The organism is Paenibacillus sp. JT22N1, from assembly GCF_059692155.1.
The window spans coordinates 25101-42072 of record NZ_JCAUAW010000020.1; the positions used below are offsets into that span (position 1 = coordinate 25101).

At 47.9% G+C, this 16972-nt stretch carries 15 protein-coding genes; 2 read left to right on the forward strand and 13 right to left on the reverse strand.

All coding sequences use genetic code 11. The features are described from left to right. Positions 1-109: 109 nt before the first annotated feature. The 4 genes from AC58UU_RS30625 to AC58UU_RS30640 all read right to left on the reverse strand — a co-directional run bounded on the left by AC58UU_RS30625 (position 110) and on the right by AC58UU_RS30640 (position 4893). Positions 110-424, reverse strand: coding sequence for a hypothetical protein (locus AC58UU_RS30625; protein WP_307437512.1), 315 nt, complete (start codon positions 422-424; stop codon positions 110-112). 345 nt (positions 425-769) lie between these two features. Beyond that, positions 770-856 (reverse strand): putative holin-like toxin, encoded by an 87-nt coding sequence (locus AC58UU_RS30630; RefSeq protein ID WP_156389939.1) that lies wholly within the window; start codon positions 854-856, stop codon positions 770-772. A 202-nt stretch (positions 857-1058) separates the two neighbouring features. Beyond that, on the reverse strand, positions 1059-3113 hold the full coding sequence (locus tag AC58UU_RS30635; protein ID WP_497321336.1) for an ABC transporter ATP-binding protein: 2055 nt from the start codon (positions 3111-3113) through the stop codon (positions 1059-1061). A 34-nt stretch (positions 3114-3147) separates the two neighbouring features. After that, the gene (locus AC58UU_RS30640) at positions 3148-4893 is read right to left on the reverse strand and encodes an ABC transporter ATP-binding protein (protein ID WP_497321197.1); all 1746 of its coding nucleotides are present in this window, start codon (positions 4891-4893) and stop codon (positions 3148-3150) included. 600 nt (positions 4894-5493) lie between these two features. Here AC58UU_RS30640 and AC58UU_RS30645 point away from each other — a divergent pair. Then, positions 5494-5670, forward strand: coding sequence for a hypothetical protein (locus AC58UU_RS30645; RefSeq protein WP_497321198.1), 177 nt, complete (start codon positions 5494-5496; stop codon positions 5668-5670). 72 nt (positions 5671-5742) lie between these two features. Here the strand turns inward: AC58UU_RS30645 and AC58UU_RS30650 are convergent, their stop codons facing one another. From AC58UU_RS30650 to AC58UU_RS30660, 3 genes are all read right to left on the reverse strand, one after another. Beyond that, a complete protein-coding gene (locus tag AC58UU_RS30650) occupies positions 5743-6231 on the reverse strand; it encodes a DUF2231 domain-containing protein (RefSeq protein ID WP_497321200.1) in 489 nt (162 codons plus the stop codon). A gap of 168 nt (positions 6232-6399) precedes the next feature. Further along, the gene (locus AC58UU_RS30655; RefSeq protein WP_497321201.1) at positions 6400-7239 is read right to left on the reverse strand and encodes a M56 family metallopeptidase; all 840 of its coding nucleotides are present in this window, start codon (positions 7237-7239) and stop codon (positions 6400-6402) included. Between the two features lie 2 nt (positions 7240-7241). Then, positions 7242-7658 carry a BlaI/MecI/CopY family transcriptional regulator gene (locus AC58UU_RS30660; protein ID WP_497321203.1) on the reverse strand — a complete coding sequence of 139 codons (417 nt, stop codon included), beginning with the start codon at positions 7656-7658 and terminating at the stop codon, positions 7242-7244. A 163-nt stretch (positions 7659-7821) separates the two neighbouring features. Between AC58UU_RS30660 and AC58UU_RS30665 the strand changes: the two genes are divergently transcribed. Next, complete coding sequence (locus tag AC58UU_RS30665; RefSeq protein WP_497321204.1) at positions 7822-8592, forward strand: pirin family protein; 771 nt, start codon at positions 7822-7824, stop codon at positions 8590-8592. Positions 8593-8956: 364 nt separating this feature from the next. On the opposite strand, the gene AC58UU_RS30670 is transcribed toward AC58UU_RS30665, so the two are convergent. The 6 genes from AC58UU_RS30670 to AC58UU_RS30695 all read right to left on the reverse strand — a co-directional run bounded on the left by AC58UU_RS30670 (position 8957) and on the right by AC58UU_RS30695 (position 16792). Then, on the reverse strand, positions 8957-9211 hold the full coding sequence (locus AC58UU_RS30670) for a hypothetical protein (RefSeq protein ID WP_497321206.1): 255 nt from the start codon (positions 9209-9211) through the stop codon (positions 8957-8959). Between the two features lie 59 nt (positions 9212-9270). After that, positions 9271-9738 carry a VanZ family protein gene (locus tag AC58UU_RS30675; protein ID WP_497321208.1) on the reverse strand — a complete coding sequence of 156 codons (468 nt, stop codon included), beginning with the start codon at positions 9736-9738 and terminating at the stop codon, positions 9271-9273. Positions 9739-9832: 94 nt separating this feature from the next. Then, a complete protein-coding gene (locus AC58UU_RS30680; protein ID WP_497321210.1) occupies positions 9833-12343 on the reverse strand; it encodes a trypsin-like peptidase domain-containing protein in 2511 nt (836 codons plus the stop codon). 95 nt (positions 12344-12438) lie between these two features. Beyond that, positions 12439-13293: a formate dehydrogenase accessory sulfurtransferase FdhD gene (gene fdhD / locus AC58UU_RS30685; protein ID WP_497321212.1), complete on the reverse strand. Its 855-nt coding sequence runs from the start codon at positions 13291-13293 to the stop codon at positions 12439-12441. Between the two features lie 5 nt (positions 13294-13298). Beyond that, positions 13299-15653: an FdhF/YdeP family oxidoreductase gene (locus tag AC58UU_RS30690; RefSeq protein ID WP_497321214.1), complete on the reverse strand. Its 2355-nt coding sequence runs from the start codon at positions 15651-15653 to the stop codon at positions 13299-13301. Between the two features lie 779 nt (positions 15654-16432). Continuing rightward, the gene (locus AC58UU_RS30695) at positions 16433-16792 is read right to left on the reverse strand and encodes a Na-translocating system protein MpsC family protein (protein WP_497321216.1); all 360 of its coding nucleotides are present in this window, start codon (positions 16790-16792) and stop codon (positions 16433-16435) included. Between the last annotated feature and the right edge of the window lie 180 nt (positions 16793-16972).

Sequence of the window (16972 nt, forward strand, 5' to 3'; positions counted from 1 at the left end):
CTATATGTATTAAGGTCATAAAACGACTGAATATATCCTCAAATGACAAAAAAAAGAAAGCCAAATTGGCTCTCTTTTGGGCTATCATTCACCTTTTCTCCTCTTGGTACTAGTAACCTCTGCTTCTTCCCTTCGCCAATGCCTGGATGTTGATCCATGAAACAACGATCCCAATTACACGGAAAAGGTACCCTGCAACAGGAATAAAACTCAAAAAAGCCATAGCAATATTGATGACCGTCTTTGTCGTGGTCCCATTACTTGTAAGTATGGCAAAAACCAAGTTGACGAACACAAGCGGGATCACCCACGAGCACGACCACAAATATACAAACGGAATAAGACCAAGCAAGTATCCGACAGCAATAGCAATTTCGGACAGCAGCTGAAGCAAGTTTAACAATCGAATCGTTTCTGGACGCATGATGCTCCTCCATTTCAAATAGGGAAATATTACTTATTGTAGCATAGAGCCGACAGATAGTCTTTAGTGCGGTTAAAGAGCCTTGTCCGTAGTGGAGTTCATTCTAGTTCAGATGCTGCAATTATCGAGAAAACCAATGCAGTTCGCACTTTGTAATCGGCTCATCATCTCCTTATAGTTAATAGGTTGTTTTCCTTTTATATTGCGTGTCTAAAGCATACGTAGTATGATTATAATAACAAAGAGACGGTGCGACCAACACCGTCTCCTGCACAGACTTGGGTGTGAATACCCTCCGAATTGTAGAGTTAGTAACCCACTAGGTCGTCAACCTATACGAGTGGGTTACTTCCGTTTATCGATGTATGTCAATAGCGCCAGTATAAAGCTACCGAACGCAAGCATGATTACAATCGTTTGGAAAGTTTCCATGGCATCACCCTCCTTTCTGGAGGAGAATGCTCACCCAAGGTTGTCCTGTACTAACTTAATATATCATACAAAGTCTACCATTCGGTAGGCTTTTTCTTTACCTCAATTTCCTAAAGGGTAGTGAAACTATTGCTGATCAAATTCTAGAAATAAAAGCCAAAGCCAGCCTCCGGACAATAAGTCCGACGGCTGGCTCCCTGCCCTACAACACGCTGCGCACTTCGCTCTCAGCGGCCGAGGCTGTTTCTGGATGTCCCTGCTGCAGCTGGTACATCTGATAGTACCGACCGAGGAGCCCCATCAGCTCCTCGTGGCTGCCACGCTCGACGATCTCGCCGTGGTCGAGCACAAGAATCTGGTCGGCGCTCTTAATCGTCGACAGGCGGTGGGCAATGATGAAGGTGGTCCGCCCCTTCGCAAGCACTTCAAGCGCGGCCTGAATGATGGCCTCGGTCTCCGTATCGATGGATGCCGTCGCCTCATCGAGGATCAAAATCGCCGGGTCGAACGCTAGCGCCCGGGCAAAAGAGATCAGCTGCCGCTGCCCAGCAGACAGCGTGCTGCCCTTCTCGATCACGGGCTCATCGATGCCGTGCGGCAGGCTCTTGAACATCTCATCTGCGCCAACCTCGCGCAGCGCAGCCTCCACCCGTTCCCGGGTGATGGACGGATCGTCCAGACTAACATTGGACGCGATCGTCCCTGTGAACAGGAACGGATCTTGCAGCACGATGCCCATATGCTGACGCAGTTGCTGTTTGGGCATCTCACGCACATCGCGGCCGTCTACAGTGATCCGACCTTCATTCACATCGTAGAAGCGGAAGAGCAGATTCAAGATCGAACTTTTGCCCGATCCGGTATGGCCTACAAGCGCCACCGTCTGCCCCTGTTTGGCCTCGAAGGAGATGTCCTTGAGCACATCCTCCCCTTCTTTGTAGGCGAATCGAACATGCTCGAACTTCACATTGCCCAGATAGCGATCCGATTTCTCCGCAGCCACGTCGATGCCCTGCTCATCAAGCAGCTCGAATACACGGTCAGCGGATACTAAGGCACGCTCCAAATTCGGCAGCTGGTTGACAATCCCGACCATCGGATGAAACATCCGATTCAGATAATCGACGAAAGCGTACAGTACACCGACGGTGATCAATGTGTTGATTGAACTGCCCCCGACATACCAGATCAGACCGAAGAAGAACAAATTCCGAACCACATTCATCAGGTTATGAGAGGTCAACGAGTTCAAGCTAAGCAATTTATTCTGATATTTCGTATATTCATCGTTCAATTGTTCGAATTCTTGGATCGTTTCCTTTTGCCGGCGAAAAGCTTGAATGATCGTCATGCCTTGAATCGCCTCATTGATCATCCCATTGATCGAGCCAATCCGTTCCCGAATTTCATGATTATAGAAGGAGGCATATTTACGGTAAACAATGATCCATAAATAAAGCAGTGGAATAACCGGGAGTGTGAATAAAGCTAATCTATAATCTAGAACGAATAATGCCGCGATGATGCCCACGATATAGATCGTACCTGTAAAAAAGTTCGCAAGCACCTGAACATACAGGTCCCTGACTGACTCCGTATCATTTGTAATCCTCGATACAATTTTACCCGCAGGCTGATTATCAAAATAGTTGATCGGCAGTCGCTGAATTTGTGCAAAAACATCACTTCTCATGCGCTGGATAATCCGATTCGCCGCCGATTGAAGTAAATACTTTTGTCCATAGGTAAACCCTGCACCAATAATGATTAGCAGAAAATACAAGCCTGCAAGCTTCATTAGACTGTTAAATTCCGGTTTATAGAACGTATAGAGCTCTTGAATACTCAGCTTCTTAACCGCATACTCCGCTTTTTCCGTCCCCTGCGTAATTGAAAGCTTACCATCGTCGGCTAGCTTGCGTACGCCATCAAAGGCGATCGGCTGATCTACCCATACGAACTGGCTGCCCACCTGTAAAATGCGAACTTCCTTCCCCTTCGGCTCGCCTTCTTCAAAGTTATCGATTCGCTTATAAAAAGTCCCTTCCCAAGGGACAGCCTTCTTAGTTTGAGTCGCAGATGTAGTCTCGTACCATGGCTTCTCAATCCCGAGAATATGTGTATCAATCATCTGTCTCGCGATAAAAGGTCCTGCCAGCTCCGTTGCCACTGCGACCGATAAGAATATCAGCGCAATTAGCAGGGGCTTTTTGAATAACGCGGCATATTGAAATAATCGCTTACCTGTCTGTTTCAGGGTTCTCACCTTCTTTTCATCGGATATCTATTTACTAAACCTTCGTCTGTTCTTCTAGCTGCTGACGGTCATACTGCTCTTTATACCAGCCGCCGAGCGCGACAAGCTGCTCATGCGTACCTTCTTCAACGATATACCCCTCATCCAGCACAAGAATCCAATCCGCATGCTGAACAGCGGAGAGTCGGTGCGTCGTGATGAGTGTTGTTTTGCCGGCTCGTTCCGAACGAATGCCGCGTATGATTTCAGCCTCTGTTTTGGCGTCCACCGCAGAAAGCGCATCATCCAGCATGAGGATTTCGGGGTCTACATAAAGCGCCCGCGCAATGGAAACGCGCTGCTTCTGACCACCGGATAAGGCGACGCCTTTTTCACCCACCAACGTTTGAAGGCCTTCTGGTAAGAACTCAACGTCCTTGCGGAACGCGGCCAGGTCAAGCGCCTGCAGCAGCTCTTCCTCTGTTCCTTGGCTGCGTCCAAACATGATGTTCTCTTTCACCGTTTTAGAGAAAAGAATCGGCTCTTGCGGCACGTAACCAATCCAGCCATGAAGCGTGTCGATGGTTAACTTCTCGATCGGTGTTTCCGATATAACAATCGCACCTTGACCTAATGGATACTCTCTCAGCAGCTGTTTAAGCAGCGTTGTTTTTCCGCTTCCAGTACGTCCTACAATTCCGAGCGTCTGCCCACGCTGCAGATGGAAAGAAATATTCACCAAGTTATCAATAGAAGAAGATGGATAGCGGAAGGTTACTTCCTTAAAACTAATCGTGTTCGGCAGCAGCAGTGTCGTCGCTTTTGGATCTTCTTTTACATCCGGCTTGTAACCAAGTGTTTCATTCACCCGATCGAGGGAGGCATTCCCGCGCTGCATAATGTTCATTAACTCGCCAATTGCAAACATCGGCCAGATCAGCATCCCTAGGAATGTATTGAAAGACACGAGCTCTCCGAGCGTCAGTTCACTGTGAAACACCAAATATCCGCCGTAACATAATCCGATTAAGTAGGAAATGCCCACTAGAATTTTGACCGTTGGTTCAAAAAGGGCGTCGATCACGGCAACCGCGATATTTTTGCGATATACATCGTCTGTCATTGTTTTGAAACTTTGTTCACTGGCTTTCTCTTGTACAAATGCGCGAATAACGCGAACACCAGCTATCGTCTCCAACACCCGATCGTTCATTTCTCCAAAGGCATTCTGAGCGAGCAAGAATCTCTCGTGGATACGTCCCCCGTAGATCGTAATCGCAACTGCCATAATGGGCAGCGGGAGAATTGAAGCAATCGTCAGCTTCCAGCTAATGAAGAAGCCCATCATACCTAGGATCGTAAGCATGAATAGCGTTGAGTCTACGAAGGTCAAAATCCCAAAGCCTGCTGTCGTCGACACTGCTTGCAGATCATTCGTAGCTCTCGCCATCAGGTCACCCGTGCGGTTGCGCTCATAAAAAGTAGGTGTCATCCGCAGCAGCTGCCTCATTAGCCGGGATCGAAGAATACGCTCCAACACGAAAGCACCGCCAAATAGCTGATACAGCCAGACATATGATAAACCATACCCAGCTACAATTAACGCCCCCCAAAAAGCGAGCAATTGGATCAATTTACTGCCAGTCAAAGTTCCCATGTGTATACCATCAATCGCGTAGCCAATCAATTTCGGTGGAATTACATCAATGATTCCAACAATAATAAGCAGTCCAATAGCGATGGTGTAACGTATCCAATTCATCCGGAAAAACCAAGCTAACTTTTTTAATACCGTAAACATGTAATCATGTCACTCCTCTCAAATGGTGCTGTCCAAAATGACCTAAATCCACACAAAAAAGGCACACCGCACGCAGCGATATGCCTTCTATGAAACAGAAAAGCGCTCGTTACGAACTTCTTCGTAACCCGCGCTTTTAATTAGCGTATGTGAAGGGGCGGCAGCAGCCGAACAAGCACAAATCATGCGCTTCCGGCTAACAATCGGGTTACAAAATATGAAATTGTATGGTTTTTATCTGTAAATCTGCGATGGGCAATAGGATCCATAACCATATCAATCATTTTTGAAACCCTCCTTTAGTGTTGTTGTAAGTAAGCTTGCAGCGTAAGTGTTTTCTTTTCCAAAAGTTGTATATTCGTGCTTACAGAGGTGATCTTAACATCCTTGGCGAGTCTGTGTCAACCGGATAGAAAGACTATAAACGAACTATCTTACCTCGACATTTCGGATGCATTTACTCGCCTTTTAACCCCTTTGAATTGTCACACATGTTTCAAAATATGGCGGCATATCCATAGTATATAGGTTCATAGCGCATAGGGCCAACGCTTACGAAGATAGCTTTCCTACGGAAAGCTTTAAGGGGAGTGGATGTGCATGATCGATCAAGTGTTTGCTCTAATGGGATGGATTGTCGTTTTTGGAGTTGTTATTGGGGGAGTCATCGCAGGCATAGCCCGCTTTGTCGAAAGGGATTCGATACAGTACGACATGATATTTTTGTGGGAGCATCGTTATACACTAGAGGAGCTGGAGTTGGTTCGGGACAAGTAGCTTTGACTCTGCTCAATCCAAACAAAAAAAGGGTTATCCACAAGGCTGCAAGCCTTTGGATAACCCTTTTCATTATTTCGCTGGTGCTGCTGTAGCCGCTGGTGCAGTGGATGCTGCTGGAGTTGCTCCTGGTGATGCAGCGGGAACAGCCGTCTTAGCTGGAACCGGTTTATGTACCATTTGTCCGCCAATATGTCCTGTATAGCCAACGAGGATAACTGCCGCGAGCGAACCAATCAAGTAGATAGGGTTACGACCCAATTCTTTCTTTTTCCAGATCAGTAAGCCAACACGTACAATCGCCAACACGATTGACAAAAACATCGTTAATTTCGCATAAAACTCATGCGGAACCACTAGTGGATTACGCCATGGGGATGGGCCTGTTAGGACACTTGCGATAGCCCCGAGTGCGCCTACAACTAGGCAAAGCATACCAGCGGAGTGCCATTCACGTTTTTTCGCGATAATTGCGATTAAGTCAAAAATAAAGCTAAAAACAAGAAGTGCAATTGGTACATGTGTTACGATGTAGTGTAAATTTTTCAAGATATAATCCATTAATCTCTCTCCCCCATATTAAAAGCTATGTACGATTTCACACTACAAAGTGTAGTTTTGGATATCCGAAAAGTCAAGACTTTTCTGCAGTTATTGTCGAAGCCCGTCAACTTATCTGACATGGGCTTCGACTGCTAAATGTGACCATTGTTATCAGGGTATCCTATCTTAGATAAGTCCCACAAGTAAAATAATTGTTAAGAGCGAAATGAGTAGCCGTACAAGGGGCCATTTGAATGAGATTTTCATCTGTGGATCGAGAATATGCATAATGCGTACATTCATTGATGTTTCGGCGAATGAGGCGTGTGATAAGGATACATGCGGTGTTGGTGCTTGTTTGAGTAGTTTGAGGAGAGCACTGCCTAAATGTGCGGACTGTTTCATTTGTGTAATGGCATATTTGTCTGCCCGAAGTTCAATCATAATGGGGTATTTCTCTGCCATCCAAGCGAATATCGGAATGTACCACATCGACTTGGATATCATCGAAAGCAGGAAGATCGCGAGTGGATCTCTGTGCCTCATATGGCACTTCTCATGCTCGATAACTGCGCGCAGCTCATTAGGTTCCAGCATGTCCATAAGTCCGGATGATAAGATCATCCGCGGCTTCCACAGCCCTAACGTCATCGCGATGGGAGCTTTGGAAGAAATAACATGGAACTGACCTTCACCCAGCTGAATTTCATCGCGGTATTGCTCTGATAACTGAGGGTCTTGATACTTCTCAACGAGCTTCATCGCTCTGATGGAGCCGAGGGCATGCCGAGCCGATATCCAAAGGATTGCACTAAACGAGTAAAGGATAAGAGCGTTCACTACATTCCAAGCAATAGTTGCAGGTACATGAAGATGTTTAAATAAAATAACACACAGATCAAATATATTATATAACGATTTCCATTTAAAAATATATTGAAGTACAAAGAGTAACATTTGTCCTAAAATAGCCCCCGATAAGGCGAGTGACGCGGCATACAACCATTTAAAACGTGTTTCCATCATCGTTATCGATCCTTTTTAATTTCTTTAATTTTTTGCTCCAGCTTGTCAAGCAGATCGGGGTCTACTTTATCAAGCGCATCCACCATATGGGTGACTGCCAAAGAACCGAATTCTTCGATAAGGTCAAGGGTAAGCTCTTTGGATTGTTTTTCCATGAACTCATCTCTCGTAACGACGGGTTTGTACTTAAACGATCTTACAACGGATTTCTTTTGCAGAATTCCTTTGGCTACCAAGCGATTCATAACGGTCATAACGGTATTGAAATTGATGATTTTGGCTTGATCCAACTTCTGTTGGACATCTTTAATCGTCATTTCCAGCGAGTTGGTCCAGAGAATTTCCATAATCTTTGCTTCTAAGGGGCCAAAAAAGCGATTAAGTCCGCTTCCTTCATATTTAAAGTTTTGCATTTTCATTATAGTCACACTCCTTACATTAAAATTGTAGTTGGGGCAAGATGCGAAGTCAAGATTTACCCAAGTTTACCAAGCGATACGTCTTTGACAGCCGGTTAAAAAAGATCTATAATACTTACATATAGTAAGTAATTAAATATTTTATAGCGAAGGGGCTGCTACTATGAAAATGCAAGTTTTTTCAGCTGAGCAACAGGGCGTTGGCGCTTTTGACGGAGGAAAGTTCCTGGAACAACGAGCTATCAGCTTTCCGGGTGAAAAAACGGCTGTTGACCGCGTCGGTTCCTTATTCTACTGGGCATGGGGCAAAGCTTCTGACGTATCGGAAATCGGTATGCATCCTCATAAAGCGTTCGAAATTGTCACTTATGTCATTGATGGTCTCGTAGAACACCAAGATTCCCTTGGTTCCTTGGAAACAGTAACAAATGGAGGCGCGCAAGTCATTCAAGCTGGTTCCGGTGTTTATCATGCGGAGGCATTTCGCAGAGCTGGCAGCGAAGCGATGCAAATCTGGTTCGAGCCGCACCTTAGTCAGACCGTGAAAAAGCCTGCCGCTTACCATCAATATGAGCATGAGAAATTCTCAATCCGCCATATCGGTGGAGCAACGCTGAAAACAGTAATCGGCGGGGATTCTCCCATTAAGCTGGATGCGGACGTTAATATGTACGATTGGAGCCTTGAACCTGGTTCCGAGTTCAGCTACACACTTATGCCAAGCCGACCGCTAGCCTTCCTTGTTATTCGAGGTCAAGGCACAAGTGAAATCGCCGCGGAGGAGCTTCAAGCTTGGTCCCACAAAGACTTCGCGATAGTCCAAGCCACCTCGGAAGGTGAAACTCTTCACCTGAAAGCTGATAGTGATCAAGGCCTGCGTATCATTGCTATCGAAGTGCCGGAAGATCCGGGCTATGCGTTATATCATAAATAAACAGGAGATAAGCAAGCGGCTGTCCCAAAAACTTCCACAATAAGGGGGCTTTTTGGGGAAGAGTTGTTCTTAACGGAACGACAAGACGCTAAAGTGGATGAAATGCGCTGAAAGTTGAATTGGCGCATATTTCACGTAAATGCATCTCTAGTTTCCCCTTAGTGGAAGCATAGAGATGGCTGCCTGCACCTATCCATGAAAAAGCTGCACCTCTTATGGATTTATCATTTTGGTGTCAGCCCCAAACCGCAAAATGTAAAAAGAGGCTATCCCAAAAGTCATAAAAAATGACTGAGGGGCAGCCTCTCATTTTTCTAAAACAAAAAGAAACCGTTCTTTGGTAAAATGGAGGAACCTCTTTATATTATTGGTTACTCTGGAGCCTTGCCTTTTCATCGTTCAGCGATTGGACGGCTTGCTGCACCGCTGGCGAATCGGATTGATCCGTCGCCTGCTCTAGCGCTCTTTCCGCATGAGTGATTGAATTTTGAGCTTCTTGCGTTGTCTGAGGCGTTGGATGAGACATCGCACGAGAAACGGCTGCATGGACATTATCTACCGAGTTTTGCGCTGAGGATATCGGATTTTGTGATTGTAAACTTGAATCTGGCTGTGTCATGGCTATTAAATTCCTCCTCTGGGGTTAATTCGTTACACCCGCTATGGTGAGGCATTTGGTCACATTTTATACCTTCTATTTGATTTCCCTCCTTCTATACCTCGTTTAAATGCCGCGAAAAAGACAAAAGATACACTGGCACCAAGTACATTCAATATCACATCATCGACATCGAAGCTGCCCACCCGCAGCAGCATTTGTAGCAATTCCAAGCCTATAAGAGGGCATCCGAAGTACAGGAGGAACGTACCATAACGTATTGCGGAACGAAATAAATAAGGCAGTAAAAAACCATAAGGAAGGAAGACCCCAATATTGCCAAACAAATTGATGATCCAAGTCCGGGTAGAAAACGAATCGACATGCAGCACATACATACGGATTGTTCGAAAAGGGACAACATTGTAAGCAAGTTGACCTGTAGTGTGCATATGCCGTCCGAAGCCTAGAAACATCCAATACAGCAAACAGCTCGTGTAGCCTATGAAAAGCAGCCAGATGAGTGTCCGAGCGAGCTTGATATTCATGTGTTAGTATCCCCTTTAGAGAAGTCATCAAAGGTTAAAACAAGAAACCTCCCTTCAGCCTGGACCGATGAGAGGTTTCTCGATTAGCGCAGCTCTATTTTTTCACACCGTCCAAAAATTTGAACGACTCAAAAGCCTTATTGAGCCGAGCCTGATTGGCTTCGGTGCGTACAGCATCATCAATACGGAGCGTTGCCGTGTAAGAAATATTATTTTGATTGAAAATGTAGGTCGTTTCTTTGTAAGGAATCTTGGCACTTGCATAGCTGATCTCATACTTTTTGGCTTTTACATCACCGAATAGCGAGATTTCCGCATCGGTAAACGTATAGTCATTATCGTTATCGTGACTTTTCTTCTGAGCGGCATCTTCCTCTTTAACCATCTCTTCGTAAGTCGTTTTCGTTTCTGCACCAACGCTCAAGTACCCGCCTGTGAAGAGGAACGTCTTATTCACTTGATCTTTGTTATCGTATGAATTGCTGCTGGTCCAGATCTCTGGAATTTGCAGCGCGTATTTGAATTTCTCATTTTTGTAAGTAACTGTACGATTCGGATCCATGAGTTCATCCAGATCCTGAATGAAGCCAAGCTCTTGATCCATGCTGTCTTTGTCCACTTTGATGGTAGCAGTTAAGGTTTTCAGGAGATCCTCAAGCGTTGCCCCCGCTTCCTCTTGCGGATAACTCACATCCACCACATATTTATACTTATCCTTGATAAAAAAGAGGGAATAGCCCGCACTCCACTTACTCCCTAACGTACTCGCGTAGGTTAATTTCAGAGCAGGCACACCGGCTAAGGTTAGCTCCTCGGGTTCTTCCATACTGCGGTATTTGGGGGCATAAGAATCTTCAAACTGCTTACGCTGACGATCCACCCACGCTCCCAGTGTGTCACCGGAAGAGGCTGAGGTTACGCCGACTTGAAGCATTTGGGAATAGTCATCATTAAAGAAGGAGGAGCCGCCCGTATAACCCCCTTGCTGCCAATTGGAGGGCAAATCAAAGGATAAGCCATACTCATTCGTGTAGGTAGTATTGCCGCCAGAGTAGACTGAAATGTCTTTAAGCGACTCATCCTTATCATTAAAGGAAAGCTTGAAGCTATCCAGCAGATCATTGTAGCTATTTTGCTTAAAATTGTTATTGTAATGCTCTTTCGATACAAATAGTTGCACCGTATATAAGCTGCCTTGGTGAAGGTATCCACGGGTCTGGATATAGCCTTCATCCCCTGAACGACCGACAATTTTGGCATAGGGATTACCTTCTCGCTTCACATACTGACGCTCCAAAATAGTCGAAGCCGCGCCGGAATAATCGTCCTCATCATCACTAGCCAATCTGTTCAGAAGTGCTGAAGGTGACAGCTCGTCGCTTTGATTGCTTTCTACTTTAATCGTTAGGGAGAAATCCCCCTTCGCATCCACGAAACTGATGGAGTCGCCATCATCGGACTGATGACCTTTCACTAAGCCCGCGGGGTATTTCATGGACCATCCATAGTGGCTATCGCCGATTTTCGTTTTGCCGCGATCCGCATCCAAGTAAGAACCCTCAGCGTCCTGCGTACGTTTCATTTCCTGCTGCTGCGCTTCTCCGAGTGTAACCGACTTCGATTTGGTTGAATTACCTGATTGAATCGTTATTTCAATTGCTTCACCCGGCAAATACTTCTTAATAGCCTCATTGTAATCCACCAGCGTCTTCACTTTACTTGCACCGATCGATACGAATAGATCATCTTGCTGAATGCCAGCCCCAGCCGCTGGTGAATCCGGATCTACGTAAGCAACTCTTAAACCCGTAGAACTTGGTAAACCAACAACCGCTTCCCAGCTTTCTTCCAGCTCCAAACCGAGATAAGGGCGTTTAACTTTGCCGTAAAGCTGAAAATGCTTTAATACATATTTGACGGTATCCACAGGAATCGCGAATCCGAGATTTTCGACGCCGATATCCGCATATTTCATCGTATTAATACCAATGACTTCGCCATTCATATTGATCAAAGCGCCCCCGCTGTTACCAGGGTTAATCGCCGCATCCGTTTGAATAAGCTGATATTGTGAGTTCACGGAGCGATCAAGCCCGCTGACAATCCCAACCGTGACAGAGTTTCTAAGGGCAAAAGAAATCGGAGTCCCAATTGCCGCCACAGTTTCCCCCACTTTAATATCGGAGGAAGAGGCGAATTTCGCAGGCGATAAGCCGGTTGCATCAATTTTGACCAAGGCTAAATCGCTCTCCTCGTCGATATTCGTTGCGTGTCCATTATAGGTTGTACCGTTAGACGTAACGACGACGATATTTTTCATATCTTTGACTACGTGGGCATTCGTCACGATAACACCATTTGACTCTACGATGACACCCGTTCCGTGCGCGAGATTAAAGCGATTCTTGTCTAAGGTTCTATCCGAATCAGATGATGGCTTCCCAATAATGGCTACAACCGAAGGTGATGTCTTCTCAATAACCTTTGGAACCTCCGCATTCACTTCAGTTGCATAAGATGGTAGAGGGCCCTGCAAGGAGACAAGTAAGAAGGCTGCAATCAGCGCTACGATCCCTTTTTTCGTAAAAGTATTCCAATTCCCCATAGTTGTGTTCCTCTCTTTACAAAAGATGGCAATAGCTAGAATCTAGCATAATTAAGATAGAGAAACAATACAAATTTTTCCACAAAAAAGGGGCTTTATCGACATTCCGTTATACGTTCGGGGTGCGTGTACACCGATAATTGATCCCTTCGGATGAAGCCAACAACCGTAATACCTAGATCCTGAGCCAAGCGAAGCGCCAGATCTGTCGGAGCAGATTTCGACAACAGGATACCGACGCCGATCTTGGCGGCTTTGAGAGCGACCTCGGAAGAGACTCTTCCGCTGAAGGCTATGACCTTATCGCGAACAGGAATTCGCTGCCTTAATAGGTGTCCATAAATTTTATCTAGTGCGTTATGCCTGCCGATGTCCGCCCTGCTGAGGAGCAGTTCGTTAGCCGTGCAAAGCGCTGCATTATGCAAACCTCCCGTGGCCTGAAAATCAGCTGATTGCTCCTGCAACTGATTCATAAGATGAAAGCACTGCTGAATCGATAGTTGGAGCTTCGTGCTAACGGTTTTGGCGGTACGAGCGTCGTTGTGAAAATAGAACTGGCGGCTTTTCCCGCAGCAGGAACCGATGAAGCGCTTGGACACCATCTTCTGGCTTAACTGATGGAGATGGCGCAGCTTGACATGAACGAAGCCCCGCTCCTCTTCCAGCGTTAGCGACTCGATCTGATCCACGAATCGAATCAAGCCTTCGGAAGCTAGAAACCCCGTGACTAGATCGATGGTATCGGTCGGTGTGTAGACGAGTGTCGCGAATTCCTCGCCATCAATTTTGATGGTGAGCGGCGCCTCTGTCGCGATGGTATCCTCTTGAGAGAGTACCTCCGTTCCGTTATATCGGTATATCCCCCATGATGTCGTTGATTGAATTGGGGGGTGAGCTTGAGATGCTGAGTCCGCATTAGGTGCGTGAGAGTTATCCTGTTCGTCGTCCATCGTCTTCACTCCACTTCTGTCTCAAGCTCTTGAATACGCCGCTCAACGTAGCGTGTATCCTTGTGAGCGTGGTAGGTTTCTGCCTTCTCTACAATGACTGCCGTGTTATACTCCGGGATGCCTGCATACTGCTCATACACACCTTTGGGAATCAAGGAGTTACCTTCGGGCCAATGCACCTCGATGTTGCCTGGTTTTACCTCGGCACGCTTAACCCTTCCGTGCATACTGCCGTAGCTGTTGTAGATGACGATCGCCTCTCCTTCATTCAAAGAGAGAGCGCTAGCGTCGTCGTTATGAATAAGCACATCGTAGCGATCTGCTTCATTGAATGGATCGATGTCGCTGTAGATCATCGAATTGAACTGCTTGCCGCGGCGCGTCGTCACCGCGAAATGCCCTTCCGGCTTCCGCAGCTCCGGAAGCTCGATCGGCAGCAGCGCGCCGCGGCCATCCGGCGTCGGACAGACGCCGTCCTCGCACAGCCACGCGCCGCCGTATTGAAACACATCACCGCGCTCACGCAGATGTTGGATGCCGTTGTAGCTAGGTGCGGCTAGAGCAATTTCCTCGCGGATAGCTTCTGCGCTGCCGCAGCCCAGCTGCTCGGCGGCATCCGGTTTCACGCGGCGGGCGAGATCCACGTAGATCGCCCATTCCGCGCGGGCTTCACCGATGCGGGGGCCGGCGATCTCGGGTGAGAAGTACACCATCCGCTCCGTCGAGGTGGACGTGCCCCCTCCGGGCTGCTCGTAACGCGTCATCGCGGGCAGCACCACCACAGCCTTCCGCGCGTCAAGCAGCGTGGAGGTGTTCAGGATGATGTCCTGGTGGACACGGACATCGATGCTTGTGAGGGCTTCGCGGACGAATGCCGGGTCCGGCATCGTCTCGAGGAAGTTGCCGCCGGATGTGTAGAACATCCGGAGCTTCCGCTCCTGCTCCTCGGGCAGGAGCGCGTTCTCGAGGGTGACACCGACAATGTCACCCTGCCATTTCGGCAGCTCGAACCCCCAGAGCTGCTCGATTCTTGCGCGATCGGCGGCGCTGGCGATGTCGCCGCCCGGCAGGCTGAAGGGATCGGCGCCCATTTCGCCGGATCCCTGCACGCCGCTGTGGCCGCGGATGGGCATCAGCCCACAGTGCTCGCGGCCGAGGAAGCCCCGCAGGAGGGCGAGATTCGCCACCTGCGAGATGTTGTCCGTGCTGAAGCGGTGCTGTGTGAGCCCCATGCTCCACACGAAAACCGCGCTCTTGGCACGGGCCAGCAGCTCCGCGAACTCGCGCATGCGTTCGCGAGTGAGGCCGGACGACTGTTCCAGCGCCGTCCAGTCCTGCTGCGCCACGTGGGCGCGCAGCTGTTCTAGCCCGTTCGTGTGCGCCTGTACGAACGCATGGTCAATCGCGGAGCCCAGTTCGCGCTCCTCCATCTCGAACCATACCTTCATAACGCCGTTCATGAAGCCGATATCCCCGCCGATGTTCACTTGGTACACATCGTCGGCCAGCTTCGTCCCGAATAACGCCGATTCGGGAATCGAAGGAATCCAGTACTGCTCCATCGACGGCTCGTAGTACGGGTTAATGACAATGATCTTCGTCCCTTTGCGCTTGGCCGCGTACATATACTTCGTCGAGACCGGCTGATTATTCGCGGCCACGCTGCCCCAGAACACAAGGACGTCCGTGCCGATCCAGTCCTTGTAATTGCACGTCGAAGCGCCCACGCCAACGGAGCGCTTCAGTGCCGTCTTCGACGGGGAGTGGCAGATGCGCGAGGCGTTGTCGATGTTGTTCGTACCGAGCAACCTTGCCACCTTCGCTGCCACATAGTACGACTCGTTCGTAATTCCCCGAGCCGTCAAGTAAAAAGCCATCTGCTTCGGATCGATCGTACGCATCTTTCCTGCAATCGTGTCCAGCGCCTCATCCCAAGTGGCTCGGCTGAATTTCCGCTCCCCATGGCGGCGGATGAGCGGATAAGGGATACGCCCGAGCTGTCTGAGCTCGGTGCTGCTCATGCGGCTCAGCTCGTCAATGTCTGCATGCAGCAGCTCCTCCCGAATCGCCGGCATCGTGTTCAAACGCAGCACATTCAGCCGCGTTGTACAGAGATGCGGCCCTGCCAGCGTTTGGTCGTAGAGCCCTGACACGCCTAGCGCGCAGCCATCGCACACGCCTTGCGTCAGAATGCGATACGCATAGGGCAGATTATCGCGATTCTGCCAGGCGATTTTTGCCGTTTCGCGAATATGCTGCGGCTTTATTTTCCCAAGTCCGAATGGCACTTTGCTGACCCAAAGCTTCGGATCTGGTTTAGAAGGCAGCTTGATTGGCCCCGTATGCTTCGTTTTCCCCATCTTAAAAACGCTCCTTTGGTTCTATTTTTTATCTTCCACTCTTTTGCTCTTGCTCTTGCAATTACACTTACACTTACTCTTACTCTTACTCTTACTCTATGAATTTTCGCACCTTCATACCTACGAACAACTCTCAATAACACTTGCTCACACCCTACTCTAGCCACTATCCCATTAGCTCAGATTCCGGGGTCACTTCCATCTCGCACAGCATCCTATCGCTATCCCTTCCCCCTCCTCCGTACACCCAATAGCTGCCCTAACAACACCCCAAGCAAGCAAAAAACCACCGCAAAACAATCCCCAGACCTCCTCTCATCAGAGGAAGCCTCAAGTCATGTCTCACAGTGGTTAGTCTCCAGCAGGTTCGCTACCAAGTGCCAAGCACCTTTACCTATGTATATGTTGCTATTTGAGTAATTATTTACAGAATCCCTCTTACTTAATGACTTTCACCTGAATCGAATCCTGCATAAAGTGCAGCAAAACGGGCATAAATTCCTATATTCAATGAATTTGATGCATTTCCTACAGCTAATCTAGCCCGATACATGCAAAAACGTCAAAAGCAGCTGATTTTACTGCACAATTTGCAGCTTTTTCCGATTTCACCGCTATATAACCGAAATTAGATGCACTTTTTACATCATCTCAAGTCTCGGAAGTCAGGAAGTCGTGTTGCGGGGTTGCCTGGTTACTAGTTTACCAAGTAATTAGGGTTGTCGCGTTGCCTGGTTACTAGTCTACCAAGTAGTCGAGTTGTCGGGTTTCCCACATCTCTATTTACAAAACTTCTTTTCCAAATCCTGATCAAAAACGAACACCGACATCCCCTCATCCAGCTCAATATCGATATCGACGAACAGCTTTACGAATTTCGCGCCAAGCAGCTCCTCCATTTCGACAGGGGGGTGGTCCTTATAAATCTCTTTCACCATTTCCGTGCGAGCCGTGCGGAGCATTTGTCTGCCATCGCCGGTTTTCGCCATAAACTTTTCCACGGGAGAAAGGTTTCCTGCCATTTCGCATATCGCCCAGCACTTACAAAAGGTCGTCATCACGCGCTCCGGCCCCTTGCCCATATGCTTTTTGCGGTAAGCCTTCACTAGGTTACTAAATTCGGCCTCCATTCGGTTCATCGGCCAGCCACCTTTATATGTACTGCTTCAATCATAGCAAGAAAGCGTATACCTGACAACTGAACCGCTAGACTCATTTATGAGAAAACCTCTATCGAGGCCATTCTAAGGATGAGCGACCGCGTTTAGATGTATGTTTTATCGCCAATAAGAAAGCGGTTTTCGGGTACCGAAAACTTA

Bases quoted from the DNA above. Each gene is read 5' to 3' on its own strand.
- AC58UU_RS30625 (WP_307437512.1), bottom strand. From the start codon at position 424: ATGCGTCCAGAAACGATTCGATTGTTAAACTTGCTTCAGCTGCTGTCC.
- AC58UU_RS30630 (WP_156389939.1), bottom strand. From the start codon at position 856: ATGGAAACTTTCCAAACGATTGTAATCATGCTTGCGTTCGGTAGCTTT.
- AC58UU_RS30640 (WP_497321197.1), bottom strand. From the start codon at position 4,893: ATGTTTACGGTATTAAAAAAGTTAGCTTGGTTTTTCCGGATGAATTGG.
- AC58UU_RS30645 (WP_497321198.1), top strand. From the start codon at position 5,494: ATGATCGATCAAGTGTTTGCTCTAATGGGATGGATTGTCGTTTTTGGA.
- AC58UU_RS30650 (WP_497321200.1), bottom strand. From the start codon at position 6,231: ATGGATTATATCTTGAAAAATTTACACTACATCGTAACACATGTACCA.
- AC58UU_RS30655 (WP_497321201.1), bottom strand. From the start codon at position 7,239: ATGATGGAAACACGTTTTAAATGGTTGTATGCCGCGTCACTCGCCTTA.
- AC58UU_RS30660 (WP_497321203.1), bottom strand. From the start codon at position 7,658: ATGAAAATGCAAAACTTTAAATATGAAGGAAGCGGACTTAATCGCTTT.
- AC58UU_RS30665 (WP_497321204.1), top strand. From the start codon at position 7,822: ATGAAAATGCAAGTTTTTTCAGCTGAGCAACAGGGCGTTGGCGCTTTT.
- AC58UU_RS30670 (WP_497321206.1), bottom strand. From the start codon at position 9,211: ATGACACAGCCAGATTCAAGTTTACAATCACAAAATCCGATATCCTCA.
- AC58UU_RS30675 (WP_497321208.1), bottom strand. From the start codon at position 9,738: ATGAATATCAAGCTCGCTCGGACACTCATCTGGCTGCTTTTCATAGGC.
- AC58UU_RS30680 (WP_497321210.1), bottom strand. From the start codon at position 12,343: ATGGGGAATTGGAATACTTTTACGAAAAAAGGGATCGTAGCGCTGATT.
- fdhD (WP_497321212.1), bottom strand. From the start codon at position 13,293: ATGGACGACGAACAGGATAACTCTCACGCACCTAATGCGGACTCAGCA.
- AC58UU_RS30690 (WP_497321214.1), bottom strand. From the start codon at position 15,653: ATGGGGAAAACGAAGCATACGGGGCCAATCAAGCTGCCTTCTAAACCA.
- AC58UU_RS30695 (WP_497321216.1), bottom strand. From the start codon at position 16,792: ATGAACCGAATGGAGGCCGAATTTAGTAACCTAGTGAAGGCTTACCGC.